Here is a 13574-nt window from a genome sequence, read left to right as displayed (position 1 = left end):
TTAATCAATATCCAGATATTTATGAGTCTGGATAGATAGCCGCCAATTACGGGCAATACAGACTGCCATCGCCAGCTGGGTAGCACGGGGCTTCTGGCTGATGGGCTGCAGCGCAATTTCCACATCCGGGCGCAAAGTGGCGGTTGCCAGCAGGGCATCGAGCTCCTCGATATGGCGCTCGGTCGCAACCGGGTGCTTTATTTCGTTGGCACGCTCAAGCGCCGATACCAGCACGGACAGGCCCCCCTTCATACCAATCTTGGGCGAGACAGTGACCCAGGTACTGTCGTGAGTCTTGATCTCGCTGGTACCGCTGGTTTCGATCTGCACCTGATATCCCGCCGCCAGCAAGACGGTGGAGAGCTCATGCAGATCATAGAGGCAAGGCTCGCCCCCCGTGATCACCACATGGCGAGCCTGATAACCCAGCTGCTGGAAACTGGCCAGGATCTGATCCGTGCTCATCTTGCTCCAGTTATCAGACTCGTTGGAGCAGTCCAGCACCGCCTGTACCCCCACTTCACGAGCAGGATCAACAATCCAGGTATGACGGGTGTCGCACCAGGGGCAACCCACGGGGCAGCCTTGCAGGCGAACGAAGATGGCGGGCAGGCCGGTGAAGATGCCCTCCCCCTGGATGGTCTGGAATATCTCGTTGATTGGGTAGTGCATCACGGTCACGGCTTGTTGCAAAAGTCGCGGATTATACCCCAAGCAAGGGCAAGACGCAGGCTCACAGTCCGCTTTTCTCACACAATCCGGTTTTCTCGTACAGCCGGGCCATGATCCCCGCCTTGTCGGCCAGATACAGATCCAGCCCCCGGCTACGCAGTTCGCAGGCAGGACAGTGACCACAGCCATCACCAGCAATGCCGTTATAACAGGTGAGTGTCTGCTGGCGCACCGTCTCCAGGTGGCCGTAGTAATCCGCCAGCGCCCAGGTTTCAGCCTTGTCGAGCCACATCAGCGGGGTTTCAAAACGGATGCCGCGATCAAGCCCCAGAGAGACGGCCTGATTGAGCGACTTGACGAATTCGTCACGGCAATCTGGGTAGCCGGAAAAATCAGTTTCGCACACCCCTGTGATCACCGCCTCGGCCCCCACCTGGTAGGCATAGATGGACGCCAGGGTCAGAAACAATATGTTGCGACCCGGTACGAAGGTGTTGGGCAGACCGTTGTCCTGCAATTCCCCACTGACCGGGATCTCGTCCCGGGTCAGGGCTGAGACGGCCAGTTCATTGAGCAGGGTCACATCCATCACCTTGTGGGCGGCGATCCCAAACTGAGTGGCCAACCGGCGAGCGGTCTCAATCTCCTCCCGATGGCGCTGGCCATAATCGAAGGTAATGGCGTGCACCTCGTCATAATGGGCCAGAGCCTGTACCAGGCAGGTGGTACTGTCCTGCCCACCACTGAATACCACGACGGCTTTTTTCACGTTCATCACTCCTGGTTTGCAATTCACACGCGGCGACCTTGTGCAAAGTCATGCCACTGCTGGTTTAAATGGGTAAAGAGGGTCATCAGCGGGGCGAAGCGTTCGGGCTCCTCCTCCCACTGGGACAACAGATGGTAGCCAGCCTCCAGGGTCGACAGCGCCTCGGGAAAGGGTTTCTTGCGAATGGAGTACTGGCCAGGGATGGCGCCGAGCTTGATCCTGGGCAACCGCAGCAAGGCCGGATTGCTGTGCAACATGCGATACGCCTTGCGCCAGGTGCCATCGAGCAGGATGAAGCAGACCTTGCCGCCCTCATCGTTTTGCACGATTCGCTCTCGCACCTGATCCAGCCCCAGAGCCTGCTCGTCGGGCCAGAGCAGATAACTGTGCATCTTGGGATCCGCCAGCAAGGCATTGAGCCACTGAGCCCCGGCAAAGTCTTCTCCCACATGAATACGGGCCTGGGTCAGGGACGCGGCCAACAGAGCGGCTGTACCCTTGGGATGCCCTGCTTCGCTCGGGTGCTGCAGAATATGAAGGGGAGCGAGATGGGATACCTGCCGAATATAATCACAAAGGCAGGCTTTGAGGGCTCTGGTGCAACGTGTACAGTATCGACTGTTCTTGTCGTTGGGCCGTTTCATGTTGTCTGAAAAATCAGGATTGCTCTGGGTTATCACGCTTTCACTCGCCAGCTTGTTGCTCTTTTTCACCGTACCGAATCACCTGCTCTCCTTCGAGCGAGCCCTGATCGCCCAGGGCGAAGGGTGGCGCATCATAACAGGCAATCTGGCCCATACCAATCTGTGGCACCTGCTGCTCAACCTGAGCGGTCTGTGCGTGCTCTACAGTCTGTTTCGGGAATACCTGACGGGTTGCCGCCTGCCGGTACTGCTGCTGCTCTTGGGTTGCGCCGTCGGCCTCGGGATCTGGTGGTGGTGTCCGCAAACCCAGTGGTATATGGGGTTGTCAGGCGCCTTGCACGGCCTGTTCGTATGGGGAGCCTTGCAGGATATCCGCTATCGCCGCTATTCGGGCTGGCTAATGTTGCTGGGGGTGACCATCAAACTGGGGGTGGACTTCTACAGTGCGGGGGGAAGTCCGGTATCTGCCCTTATCGGCGCCCGGGTACACATAGAGTCGCATCTGATTGGCTCGGGAGCGGGCCTGTTGCTCGGCCTGCTGCCCGTCAGTCTGGGTACCCAAACCGTCAAGGAGTGACTTCTACCGGCAGACTGCCGTGCCGGTAGAACAGGACAGGCCGGGCGGTCAATCGGCCTGTCCCCTTCAAACCTTATCGCCCTGCCAGCTCGGTATTGATGCTTGAGAGGGTAGCGGCGGGATCGTCTGCCTGAGTGATGGGTCGACCAATCACCAGATAGTCAGCCCCGGCATCCATCGCAGCACGCGGCGTCATCACCCGACGCTGATCACCTGCATCAGAGCCCGCAGGACGAATACCAGGCGTCACCAGCTTGAAGTCTGCACCAAGCAAGGCCTTCAGCTCACAGGCTTCATTGGCGGAACAGACCACCCCATCCAGCCCCGAGGCTTTGGCCAGTGTGGCCAGACGGATCACCTGCTCGGCAGGGCTCACATCCAGACCAAGCGGCGCCATGTCGGCTTGCTCCATGCTGGTCAACACTGTCACACCGATCAACAGGGGAGCCTTGTCACCATAGGGAGCCAGCGCCTCCTTGGCGGCACGCATCATCCGCTCGCCACCGCTGGCATGGACGTTGACCATCCAGACACCCAGCTCGGCACTGGCGGCCACAGCCTTGGCCACTGTGTTGGGAATGTCGTGAAACTTCAGATCCAGAAAGACATCGAATCCCCTGACCACCAGCTGGCGTACAAACTGGGGACCAAACAGGGTGAACATCTCCTTGCCGACCTTGAGGCGGCACTGGGCCGGAGAGATACGTTCAATGAACGCGAAGGCATCGGCCTCGTGCTGATAATCCAGCGCTACCAGTACTTTGGGATCTAGCATCTCACTTCCTATTGATTGTTATCACTATCTGGTTTGTCGCTCACCATCCAGACCCGGCCTGATGGCGCTGCCGCAGCACCGGAAGTACCTGGCATCTCATTCTCTATCGATTACTCACCATCCAGGCCACGGATCGGCTTGATGGAACCCCACTGGCGACAGGATGGGCATTGCCAAAACAGCGAGTGGGTGGCAAAACCACACTGCCGACACTTGTGGGTTGATTTGATCTTGATCTGATCGCCGACCAGTTGTTGCAGCAGCTCCAGACTCTCCTTGGCGGGCCCCTCCTCCGCGCTGGCCAGCTGAAAGCCCACCAACTGGTAGAACCCCTTCATGGAGGGGTGACGGCGCAACTGACGCAATACCAGAGCACGGGCCTGGTTCAGGCCATCGCGCTCCTCCACCAGTTTGGCAAGGGCCAGAGTCACGCTCACCCCGGCGTGATCCTCTACCGCCTGCTCCAGCAAGGGAATCAGTTCGAGGGAACGCCCCTGACGCTGGTAGCACTCTGTGAGGTGAGGGATGGCTTCGGAGGCAAAATCCATGTCCTGCTCGAACACCCGCAGCAGATCCTTGCCGGCCTGTTCATAGTCTTGTGCCACCATCGCCAGCTCGGCCAAGCGCAGGCTGGCACGGGCACAGGCAGGATTGACCCCCAGCGCACGTTTGAGCTTGGCGCGCCCCATAGACTCATCGCCATCACGCAAGGCACTCTCCGCCTGTTCGCAATAGAAGTGGGAAATGGGATCGGCCAGCTTCTTGCCCTGATATTTCTGCAGTCGCACTGCGACATCGATGGCCTTGTCCCAGTCACGCAACTGCTGATGGATGATCAACAACTGGGCCAGCGCCGTCTCTTCATAGTCGCTGTCTTCGCACAGCTCGTTCCAGAGCGCTTCGGCGCGGTCGAGCAAACCGGCGGCCAGAAAGTCACGGGCCAGCTCCTGCAACGCAAGCTGACGCTGTTCACGGGTCAGCTGACGGGTGACCAGGTTCTGGTGGATCTTGATGGCTCTGTCCACCTCGCCACGCTGGCGAAACAGGTTGCCAAGAGAGAGATGTGTTTCGATGGTTTCGCTGTCCACTTCCAGCAGCTGGATAAAGAGATCCACCGCCTTGTCCGACTCGTCAGACAGCAAATAGTTGAGGCCCGCCACGTACTGGCGGGAGAATTGATTACTCTGTTTCTGGGTGTCCTGGCGAACACTCCTGCGCCCCATGTACCAGCCATAACCGGCGGCAATGGGCAACAGCAGGAAAAGCAGTTCAAGCATCGAGGGACATTATTCCTTGACTGTCGACCGAGCCAGCTCCAACTCGCGGGATTGACGACGCATGGTGCGATTGAGGGTGCGGTTCTGCATCTTGAGACGCAAGAACAGCAGACCAAAGACCAGCCAGCCCAGCAGGAAGCCACCGCCAAAGAAGAGACCCAGCAACATGGAGAGCGAAAACTCCCCTTGGGCAATCAAATAATTGAACTGCACCAGCTGACCATTTTGCGAACCGATGGCCAGGGTCAGAATAAACACCAGCACCAGCGGAATGAGGGCCAAGATACGCTTCATAGGAGCTCCCTGTCAGTATCTAATGAAAGGCTGATTATCCTTAAAATCACGGGCAGACTCTAGAGCGAATGGGAAAAGACTTGGAGAAACCAGACAATTGACACAAGAGAAGCCACAAAAACAAAAAAGGCATACCCAAGTATGCCGTTTTCTGCATTATTCAATAATGTTCACGCGCTCGCGCAACTCTTTGCCAGGTTTGAAATGAGGGACATATTTCCCGGTCAGTTCAACCTTGTCCCCGGTCTTGGGATTACGACCCACGCGGGGGGCACGATAGTGCAGTGAAAAACTTCCAAATCCACGGATTTCAATCCGGTCGCCGTTTTGCAAAGTCGATGCCATCTGCTCAAGGATCTCCTTGATGGCAGCTTCGACATCTTTGGCCGGCATATGCATGCGGCTCGCAGCCAATTGTTCGATGAGATCTGATTTGGTCATAACGTTAAATCTCCTTCCCCGATCACATGCAATATTCATTACGCCAATATAAAAAAGGGCGGCGTGAAGCCGCCCTTTTCTTGCATCAAGGATTATTCACCCTTGGCAGCTTTGAACGCTTCCATCATAGCATTGCTGAACACAACTTCTTCTTGTTGGTTCAGGCTATCGATAGCAACACGCTCGTCAGCCTCGTCCTTCGCACGGACAGACAGGCTTACGGTGCGGTTCTTACGATCAACGCCCATGAACTTGGCTTCAACTTCATCACCAACGGACAGTACCAGAGTCGCGTCTTCGACACGGTCACGAGCAGCGTCGGAGGCACGCAGGTAGCCTTCTACGCCGTCAGCCAGTTCGATCACGGCACCCTTGGCATCAACCTCGGTAACCTTACCCTTCACAATAGCACCTTTCTTGTTATCAGACAGGTACTTATTGAACGGGTCTTCTTCGATCTGCTTGACACCCAGGGAGATGCGCTCACGCTCCGGGTCCACTTGCAGAACAACAGCTTCGATCTCGTCGCCTTTCTTGAATTCACGAACTGCTTCTTCACCCTGGTTGTTCCAGGAGATGTCAGACAGGTGAACCAGACCGTCGATGCCGCCGTCCAGACCGATGAAGATACCAAAGTCAGTGATAGACTTGATTTTACCGGAAACACGGTCGCCCTTGGCGTGAGTTTCGGCAAACAGCTGCCACGGGTTGGATTTGCACTGCTTCAGACCCAGGGAGATACGACGACGTTCTTCGTCGATATCCAGAACCATCACGTCAACCACATCGCCAACGTTAACAACTTTGGACGGGTGGATGTTCTTGTTGGTCCAATCCATCTCGGAGACGTGTACCAGGCCTTCAACGCCTTCTTCGATTTCAACGAAGCAGCCGTAGTCGGTCAGGTTGGTCACGCGGCCAGACAGACGGGTGGTCTCCGGGTAACGCTTGGCGATAGCAACCCAGGGATCTTCGCCCAGCTGCTTCAGACCCAGAGATACACGGGTACGCTCGCGGTCGAACTTCAGAACCTTGACTGCGATCTCGTCGCCAACGTTGACGATTTCGGAAGGATGCTTAACGCGCTTCCACGCCATGTCGGTGATGTGCAGCAGGCCGTCAACACCGCCCAGATCTACGAATGCACCGTAGTCGGTCAGGTTCTTGACGATACCCTTGACTTCTTGACCTTCTTGCAGGTTAGCCAGCAGGCTCTCGCGCTCGGAGGTATTCTCGGTCTCGATCACGGCACGACGGGAAACAACAACGTTGTTGCGCTTCTGGTCCAGCTTGATGACTTTGAACTCGAGTTCTTTGTTTTCCAGGTGAGCGGTGTCACGGATCGGACGCACGTCAACCAGAGAACCCGGCAGGAAGGCACGGATGCCATTCAGTTCAACGGTGAAACCACCCTTGACCTTGCCGTTGATGATACCGATAACGGTAGCTTGCTCTTCGTAAGCTTTTTCAAGCTGCAGCCAGGCTTCGTGGCGCTTGGCTTTTTCACGGGACAGCTTGGTTTCGCCGAAACCATCTTCGATAGAGTCCAGAGCTACGTCAACAGTGTCACCCACACTGATTTCCAGCTCGCCCAGGGCGTTCTTGAATTCTTCAGCCGGGATGGCGGACTCAGATTTCAGACCGGCGTCAACCAGTACGAAACCGTTCTCGATAGCAACGACAGTACCCTTGACGATGGAACCTTGACGGGTTTCAACGGAGTTCAGGGACTCTTCAAAGAGTTGAGCAAAAGATTCGATCATTGTTTATTTCACAAATGAAACATCCACTTGCAATCCGGCACAAGCGGGGCTGTTTTAAATAATCTGCGCCATCCTTGGTGCAGACGACCGGATGTCAGCTTGCGCTGGCATCACCAAGTTGTTGCTCTGCATAGGCGAGCACTGTTGCCAGCACTTCATCTATGGTCATGGCGGTAGAATCCACCACGAGAGCATCTTCTGCCGCTTTAAGGGGCGCTACGGCGCGATTTCTGTCGCGATCGTCACGTTCCCGAATCTCGGTTAAAAGACGCTCAAAGTTAACATCAAAGCCCTTATCTTGCAACTGCTTATAGCGGCGCTGGGCCCGTTCTTCCGCACTGGCGTCGAGGAAAATTTTTACCTCTGCGTCCGGAAAAACCACGGTACCCATGTCTCTGCCGTCGGCAATCAGACCAGGGGTTTGACGAAATGCGCGCTGGCGGCGCAGCAGGGCTTCACGCACTCGCGGAAAAGCGGCAATTTTGCTCGCGGCATTGCCCACCTCTTCGGTACGAATGGTGCGGGAGACATCCTCCCCTTCCAGCACCACCTTGACCTGTTCGCTATCCACCTGGAACTGCACATCCAGATTGGCAGCAAGGGGGACCAGCGCAGCTTCAGAATCGAGTTCCACATCATGGTGCAAGGCAGCCAGGGCCAATACCCGGTAGATGGCGCCGGAATCGAGCAGGTGCCAACCCAGTTTTTCAGCCAGCAACTGACACAAGGTGCCTTTACCGGCACCGCTCGGGCCATCGATTGTCATCACGGGGGCCATCTGAGGCATAACTTATCTCCTGCACACTTGTTGCACACATCCCGGAGGGAATGAGGTAATGGGCGCCGATTATACCCAAATGTGCCGAGTCTGGCAGTCGTCAGGGCGCACATTTGCGCAAAAGCCGTCGCGACTGCGTTGTTTGTGTACAACTGCTCAAGTCATTAAATAGCACAAGGTTTTGTTCTTATGGTTGTTATGGACAAGGCGCGCTAAACTGGCCGCCCTTTTTAAGCAGCTGTAGTAAGGAGCAACCTATGAGCAGCGTTACCCTCGTGGCCAAATCCAAGTTGCCGACCCCCTGGGGCACCTTCACGCTGGTAGGCTTTCAGGAAGCCGGCACCGGCAAGGATCATGCTGCGCTGGTGATGGGCGATGTCACAGGCGATGAGCCTGTGCTGGGCCGTATTCACTCTGAATGCCTGACCGGAGATGCCTTGTTCAGCCTTCGCTGCGACTGCGGCTTCCAATTGCAGGCAGCCATGGAGAACATCGCCAAAGCGGGTCGTGGCGTTTTGTTGTATGTACGCCAGGAAGGGCGTGGCATCGGCCTGCTCAACAAGATCCGGGCCTATCATCTGCAGGATCAGGGCGCCGATACCGTCGAAGCCAATGTGGCGCTGGGCTTTGCTGCCGACATGCGCGACTACACCATCTGTGCCGATATGCTCAAGGCGTTGAACGTCACTAGCCTGCGCCTGATGACCAATAATCCACGCAAGATGAAGGCGATGGAGAGCTTTGGCATTCCGGTGACGGAGCGGGTTCCCCTGCAGGAAGGCCGCAATCCTCACAACGAGTTCTACCTCTCGACCAAAGCGAATAAATTGGACCACATGTTCAAGAAGTGAGCCTCACAACGAGGCCTGCCTTTTGGCCAAAGCGAACCAGCTGGATCACAGGTTCAGAAAATGACTCCGGTGACCAGACGCTGGCATAAAAACGCCTCCCATCGGGAGGCGTTTTTATTGATTCATGCTGCTCGCTGGTATGACGCTAGCGAACCGGCAGCTCTATGTCGGCAAACATGGCATCCACGTCATCGCTGGAGCGCAGCGCGATGGCACGCTCCACCACATCTCGAGTCAGGTGCGGGGCAAAACGGGTCATGAAGTCATACATATAAGTGCGCAGGAAAGATCCTTTACGAAATCCTATCTTGGTGGTGCTGTGAGCAAACAGATGGCTGGCGTCGAGTGCCACCAAATCGGTATCAACCTGCTGATCCAGCGCCATGGTCGCCATCACCCCTATCCCGACGCCCAGTCGAACATAGGTTTTGATCACATCGGCATCGGTCGCGGTAAAGACGATATTGGGCTCGAAACCGGCCCGATTGAAGGCGAGATCCAGCTCGGAGCGGCCGGTAAATCCGAACACATAGGTCACCAGCGGGAAGCGGGCGATATCGGCAATGGAGAGCTTACCAACCTGGGTCAAGGGGTGTCCCTTGGGAACAATGACGCTGCGATTCCAGTGGTAGCAAGGCAGCATGATGAGATCTTCATACAGGTGCAGCGCCTCGGTGGCGATGGCAAAGTCGGCTTGCCCCTTGACCACGGCTTCACTGATCTGGGTCGGAGTACCCTGGTGCATGTGCAGAGACACCTTGGGGAAGCGCTTGATGAAGCCCTTGATCACATCGGGCAACGCATAACGAGCCTGGGTATGGGTGGTCGCAATATGCAGTGTGCCTTGCTCGGGATGAGTATGCTGGCTCGCCACCGATTTGATGCTCTCCACCTTGCCCAGGATCTCGTTGGCAATCTTGATCACGTCACGCCCTGCCGGAGTGATCTGGGTCAGATGCTTGCCACTTCGCTCGAAAATCTGGATCCCCAGCTCATCTTCCAGCATGCGCACCTGCTTGCTGATCCCTGGCTGAGAGGTGTAGAGGCTCTCTGCCGTTGCCGACACGTTCAGTCTGTGATTGGCAACCTCAACGATATAACGCAACTGTTGGAGTTTCATGATGTTAGGCTCTAAAGGCGACTTGAACTAATACTAACAAACTTTTGCCTGATAGCCTTTCCTTCTTGGCCATTTATGGCTTGGCTTGCGCCAGCAGGAAATCACGCAGGGCACGGTTCGCCATGGAGAGCGGATCGCCACGCCGCCACGCAACACAGAGATCAAGAAAAATGGGGGGAGCAAACGAGATACCAGTGAGTGAAGGCTCCTCATCCAGCACCATCCGCAGGAAGGTAGTCACCGCAAATCCCTGCTTGACCACCGCCTTGAGCAGGGGGATCAGATTGCTTTCAAACGCAATGTCAGGCTCACACCCCAGCTCCTGAGCCAATGCTTCCATGTGTTCACGGTGGTAAAAACCTCGTCGGAACATGGCCAGCTCCTGGTCAAAAAACTGAGTCAGTGACACAGCCTGAGCATGTCGCAACGGATGCTCCTCCCCCACTACCATCAACATCTCTTCACGCAGCAACTGGGCCCCTTCCAGCGCAGGTGGCAGATCGCTGGTGATCAGGATGGCCAGATCCAGGGTGCCATCCACCATGCGGCTCAGCAACTCGCGTGAGCCGGCCTCTTCTACCCGGATCTTCAGACCGGGGTAACGATGCTTGAAGGCCATCAGGATCGGAGGAAAATAGTAAGAACCCATCATGTAGGGGATACCGATGCGCACCTCGCCACGCTCCAGCCCTTTCAGCTCGGCCATCTCGGCTTGCGCCTGATGCATCTGCAATAACAGCCGCTCGGCATGACGACAGAGCACCTCCCCCTCCGGAGTAAGCCGCACGTTGCGATCCTGCCTGTCAAACAGCCGCAGCTCGAGCTGCTGCTCCAGCTTGGCAATGGCCATGCTGATGGCTGGCTGGGCTATATGGAGGCCATTGGCCGCCTTAGTGAAGGAACCTGCATCCCGTACCGCCAGCAAATAGGTGAGCTGCTTCAAGTCCATATCAATTAATCTTATTAGATGGATAACTTAAATATATTATATTTATGCCCTGTGGCGCACTACTCTGCACAAAAGCCGTCAGGACAACTGCACATGATCGAAGTAGGTAGCCGCGAATGGATACGTGCCACCCTGGCCCTGAGCCTGGGTTCCTTCCTGGTATTTCTCAACCTCTACCAGACCCACCCCTTGCTGCCACTGCTGGCAAATGTCTTCTCCGTCAGCTCGCTGTCGGCAGGCTGGACACTGGCTGGCTGCACTGCGGGGCTTGCCACCTCCCTGCTGATTTGCGCCCGCCTCGCGGACAGGTTCGGCCGGCGCCGTATCATGCTGTGGACCCTGGGCGGAGCTATTTTGCTCTCCCTGCTCATCAGCCTGGTAAACCAGTTTGAGCAGTTATTGCTGTTGAGGATATTGCAGGGGGTACTGCTGGCCGGGTTACCCGCCACTGCCATCGCCTATATGGGAGAAGAATTCAGCAAGCGTGCCCTCCTCTCAGCCGTCGGTGTCTACATCGCCGCCAACTCGCTCGGGGGCATAGCGGGCCGTGTCGTCGGCGGCTTGCTGGCAGGCTGGTTTGGCGACTGGCAACACACCTTTCTCGGCATTGGCTTGATAAGCCTGATCCTGCTGCCCCTCGTCATCTGGTTATTGCCCGCCCAGACCCGCTTTGTGCCCGTCGTTGCAGAGCCTGGTCAATTCCAGCGGGCCATCAGCAGCCATCTCGGCAATCCGCTGCTGGTCGGTGCCTATCTCATCGGCGGGCTCAACTTCATGGTGTTTTTGAACCAGTACAGCTACCTCACCTTCCTGCTGGCCAAGGCCCCTTTCTCCCTGCCCACCCAGTGGCTCGGCATGCTGTTCCTGACCTATCTGTCGGGCACTGTCGCCTCCTCCTTAAGCGGCCGTTGTGCTCACCGCTGGGGGGCACAGCGCCTGCTGCTGGCGGGGATCTCGCTGATGGCGCTGGGTAGTGCGCTGCTGCTGCATGGCTCGCTGGCAGCCATACTGACGGGGTTGCTCATCTCAAGTTTCGGTTTCTTTCTTGCCCACGCCTGTGCCAGTGCCTGGGTCGGTCAGCACGTGGAGCACAATCGGGCGCTGGCATCGTCACTCTATCTGGTGGGGTATTATCTGGGCGCAAGCCTGGGAGGCCTCTACCTTCACCCTTTCTGGGAGCGGGGTGGCTTGGGAGGATTGGTGCTCGGCATCGAGCTGGTACTGGTGATCACAGCGGGCTTGAGCCTCTGGCTGGGTCATCTGAAGGGGCGCAGCGCTCGCCCCCGAGCCTGCCATACCTGACGACAACAACAGGGGAAAACATGAAACGCCTCCCCCTGCACGGATCAGATACCGTCGTAGTAACCAGCAGGCACAGGCACAACGGCGCCGGTATGCAACTCTTCCTCAATCACCTCGGCCAAGGATCGCAGGTGAAACTTGATCTGACCAGAGGCCAGCATCAGGCCCACATCCGGGTTGCGAAGGTCATCGATATTCGCGGTCTTGAACGGCAGATCGGGATACGCGGCCACCAGTTCATGCAGTGAAGGCACCACCAGCTCGATATGCTCCAGACCTGCCTGATGGTTGCGCCCCGGTTTGGGCGCGGCCAGTTCTATGCAGGGAACGCTGACATGACCACATAGCACGGACTGGTGCAGCTGATAGGTGGCGATGGGGCGACCCCCAATCATGCCTTCCACCAGCAGAGAGCCCTGTGTCGCCAGTTCGGCATTCAGCTTCTGATACTCGGCCAGATTCGCCGCTCGGTAACAGAGGTGGTCAACATTGATGTTATCGATGTGAACTGCCAGTTGGTCCAGCTCAGCCAATAGCTGACAAACAAATGGGGCCATGGGCCCCAAAGTGGTATCGAGTGGGTGGAACATGATCACCATTTCTTCTTGGGTTGGAACAGGACGTCCAGTTCGTCCGCCTCTTTGTCCTTGATGTTCTGCAGCTCTTTATCGCTGTGCTGCTGCAAATGTTCATCAAGGCCTTGCAGACCTTGCCGCATATCCTCTTCCCTTGCCATCAGATAGGGGTCCTTGTCGGACACGCTGGCCAAGGCGGCAAGCCCCTTGGTATAGAGCTGGCGGCAGGTGCCGTACTGCCCCTGGATCTGCGCATCCATGGCCCGTTTGACCAGGTTGGCGATGTTGATCTTGAGCTGCATCAGCTCAAGGCGACGATCTTCCTGAGCAAAACCGTGAGGGTCTATCTTGCCCTTGTTGTGCTCAACACGCAGCACTGCCCGCATCTTCTTGACCAGTTGCAGCATCTGAATGGCCTGACGGTCGGATTCGGGGGTCTTGAAGTGCCCTTCATCTTGGCTGCTGTAGTTGTCCTGCACATTCTTTATCTGGGTCTGCACATCGGCGATACGCTGCTTGATCTGACCATTGGGCATCACCAGGGCGATCGCCCGGTAAGCATCCAGGATCCGGTGTTGCAGCAGCAGCACTATGTTCTTGGAGAAGGGCACCAAATTGACATTCAGCAGCACCTCTTCGGTCTCGTCCGCCACCGCCTTGTGACGAGCAATCGTCTGGCGCTTGTCGGCTTCTGCCTTCTGCTTATATTGCTGCATCACGTTATAGGCGATAACCAGAAACAGGAGTGCGCCAATAGACAGCAATACCAAGGTTAAAATCATAGGAT

General features: G+C 56.6%; 16 protein-coding genes. 3 read left to right on the top strand and 13 right to left on the bottom strand.

The features are described 5' to 3' along the window. From queE to ONZ54_RS09835, 3 genes are all read right to left on the bottom strand, one after another. On the bottom strand, nucleotides 1-672 hold the full coding sequence (gene queE, locus ONZ54_RS09845) for a 7-carboxy-7-deazaguanine synthase QueE (protein WP_271788267.1): 672 nt from the start codon (nucleotides 670-672) through the stop codon (nucleotides 1-3). Between the two features lie 61 nt (nucleotides 673-733). After that, nucleotides 734-1441: a 7-cyano-7-deazaguanine synthase QueC gene (gene queC / locus ONZ54_RS09840; protein ID WP_021140295.1), complete on the bottom strand. Its 708-nt coding sequence runs from the start codon at nucleotides 1439-1441 to the stop codon at nucleotides 734-736. A 23-nt stretch (nucleotides 1442-1464) separates the two neighbouring features. Continuing rightward, entirely contained in the window at nucleotides 1465-2085 is a 621-nt protein-coding gene (locus tag ONZ54_RS09835) for a tRNA-uridine aminocarboxypropyltransferase (protein ID WP_271788032.1), read from the bottom strand. Between ONZ54_RS09835 and rrtA the strand changes: the two genes are divergently transcribed. Continuing rightward, the gene (gene rrtA / locus ONZ54_RS09830; protein ID WP_011898635.1) at nucleotides 2084-2662 is read left to right on the top strand and encodes a rhombosortase; all 579 of its coding nucleotides are present in this window, start codon (nucleotides 2084-2086) and stop codon (nucleotides 2660-2662) included. The two genes, ONZ54_RS09835 and rrtA, sit on opposite strands and share 2 nt — an antisense overlap. A gap of 73 nt (nucleotides 2663-2735) precedes the next feature. Here the strand turns inward: rrtA and pyrF are convergent, their stop codons facing one another. The 6 genes from pyrF to cmk all read right to left on the bottom strand — a co-directional run bounded on the left by pyrF (nucleotide 2736) and on the right by cmk (nucleotide 7999). Next, nucleotides 2736-3437: an orotidine-5'-phosphate decarboxylase gene (gene pyrF / locus ONZ54_RS09825; protein ID WP_219592234.1), complete on the bottom strand. Its 702-nt coding sequence runs from the start codon at nucleotides 3435-3437 to the stop codon at nucleotides 2736-2738. A 110-nt stretch (nucleotides 3438-3547) separates the two neighbouring features. Next, a complete protein-coding gene (gene lapB / locus ONZ54_RS09820) occupies nucleotides 3548-4714 on the bottom strand; it encodes a lipopolysaccharide assembly protein LapB (RefSeq protein WP_005315046.1) in 1167 nt (388 codons plus the stop codon). Nucleotides 4715-4723: 9 nt separating this feature from the next. Beyond that, the gene (locus ONZ54_RS09815; RefSeq protein ID WP_005315045.1) at nucleotides 4724-5008 is read right to left on the bottom strand and encodes a LapA family protein; all 285 of its coding nucleotides are present in this window, start codon (nucleotides 5006-5008) and stop codon (nucleotides 4724-4726) included. Between the two features lie 156 nt (nucleotides 5009-5164). Further along, the gene (gene ihfB, locus ONZ54_RS09810) at nucleotides 5165-5449 is read right to left on the bottom strand and encodes an integration host factor subunit beta (protein ID WP_005299934.1); all 285 of its coding nucleotides are present in this window, start codon (nucleotides 5447-5449) and stop codon (nucleotides 5165-5167) included. A gap of 92 nt (nucleotides 5450-5541) precedes the next feature. Next, the gene (gene rpsA / locus ONZ54_RS09805; protein WP_005315043.1) at nucleotides 5542-7212 is read right to left on the bottom strand and encodes a 30S ribosomal protein S1; all 1671 of its coding nucleotides are present in this window, start codon (nucleotides 7210-7212) and stop codon (nucleotides 5542-5544) included. A gap of 94 nt (nucleotides 7213-7306) precedes the next feature. After that, a complete protein-coding gene (cmk, locus tag ONZ54_RS09800; RefSeq protein ID WP_021140654.1) occupies nucleotides 7307-7999 on the bottom strand; it encodes a (d)CMP kinase in 693 nt (230 codons plus the stop codon). Between the two features lie 248 nt (nucleotides 8000-8247). Between cmk and ribA the strand changes: the two genes are divergently transcribed. Next, the gene (gene ribA, locus ONZ54_RS09795) at nucleotides 8248-8841 is read left to right on the top strand and encodes a GTP cyclohydrolase II (RefSeq protein WP_021140653.1); all 594 of its coding nucleotides are present in this window, start codon (nucleotides 8248-8250) and stop codon (nucleotides 8839-8841) included. Between the two features lie 145 nt (nucleotides 8842-8986). Here the strand turns inward: ribA and cysB are convergent, their stop codons facing one another. Beyond that, nucleotides 8987-9961, bottom strand: coding sequence for an HTH-type transcriptional regulator CysB (gene cysB / locus ONZ54_RS09790; RefSeq protein WP_005315034.1), 975 nt, complete (start codon nucleotides 9959-9961; stop codon nucleotides 8987-8989). A 73-nt stretch (nucleotides 9962-10034) separates the two neighbouring features. Then, nucleotides 10035-10910 carry a LysR family transcriptional regulator gene (locus ONZ54_RS09785; protein WP_271788031.1) on the bottom strand — a complete coding sequence of 292 codons (876 nt, stop codon included), beginning with the start codon at nucleotides 10908-10910 and terminating at the stop codon, nucleotides 10035-10037. Between the two features lie 93 nt (nucleotides 10911-11003). Here ONZ54_RS09785 and ONZ54_RS09780 point away from each other — a divergent pair, with 93 nt between their 5' ends. Beyond that, on the top strand, nucleotides 11004-12212 hold the full coding sequence (locus tag ONZ54_RS09780; RefSeq protein WP_271788030.1) for an MFS transporter: 1209 nt from the start codon (nucleotides 11004-11006) through the stop codon (nucleotides 12210-12212). A gap of 44 nt (nucleotides 12213-12256) precedes the next feature. On the opposite strand, the gene ONZ54_RS09775 is transcribed toward ONZ54_RS09780, so the two are convergent. Both ONZ54_RS09775 and ONZ54_RS09770 read right to left on the bottom strand, forming a co-directional pair. Further along, complete coding sequence (locus ONZ54_RS09775; protein ID WP_271788029.1) at nucleotides 12257-12811, bottom strand: VOC family protein; 555 nt, start codon at nucleotides 12809-12811, stop codon at nucleotides 12257-12259. Further along, entirely contained in the window at nucleotides 12805-13569 is a 765-nt protein-coding gene (locus ONZ54_RS09770; RefSeq protein WP_131730865.1) for a DNA repair protein, read from the bottom strand. The genes ONZ54_RS09775 and ONZ54_RS09770 overlap by 7 nt, the downstream gene beginning before the upstream one ends. Between the last annotated feature and the right edge of the window lie 5 nt (nucleotides 13570-13574).

Source organism: Aeromonas salmonicida (genome assembly GCF_028355655.1).
Classification (GTDB): domain Bacteria; phylum Pseudomonadota; class Gammaproteobacteria; order Enterobacterales; family Aeromonadaceae; genus Aeromonas; species Aeromonas salmonicida.
This window is presented reverse-complemented; position numbering and strand designations above follow the sequence as displayed.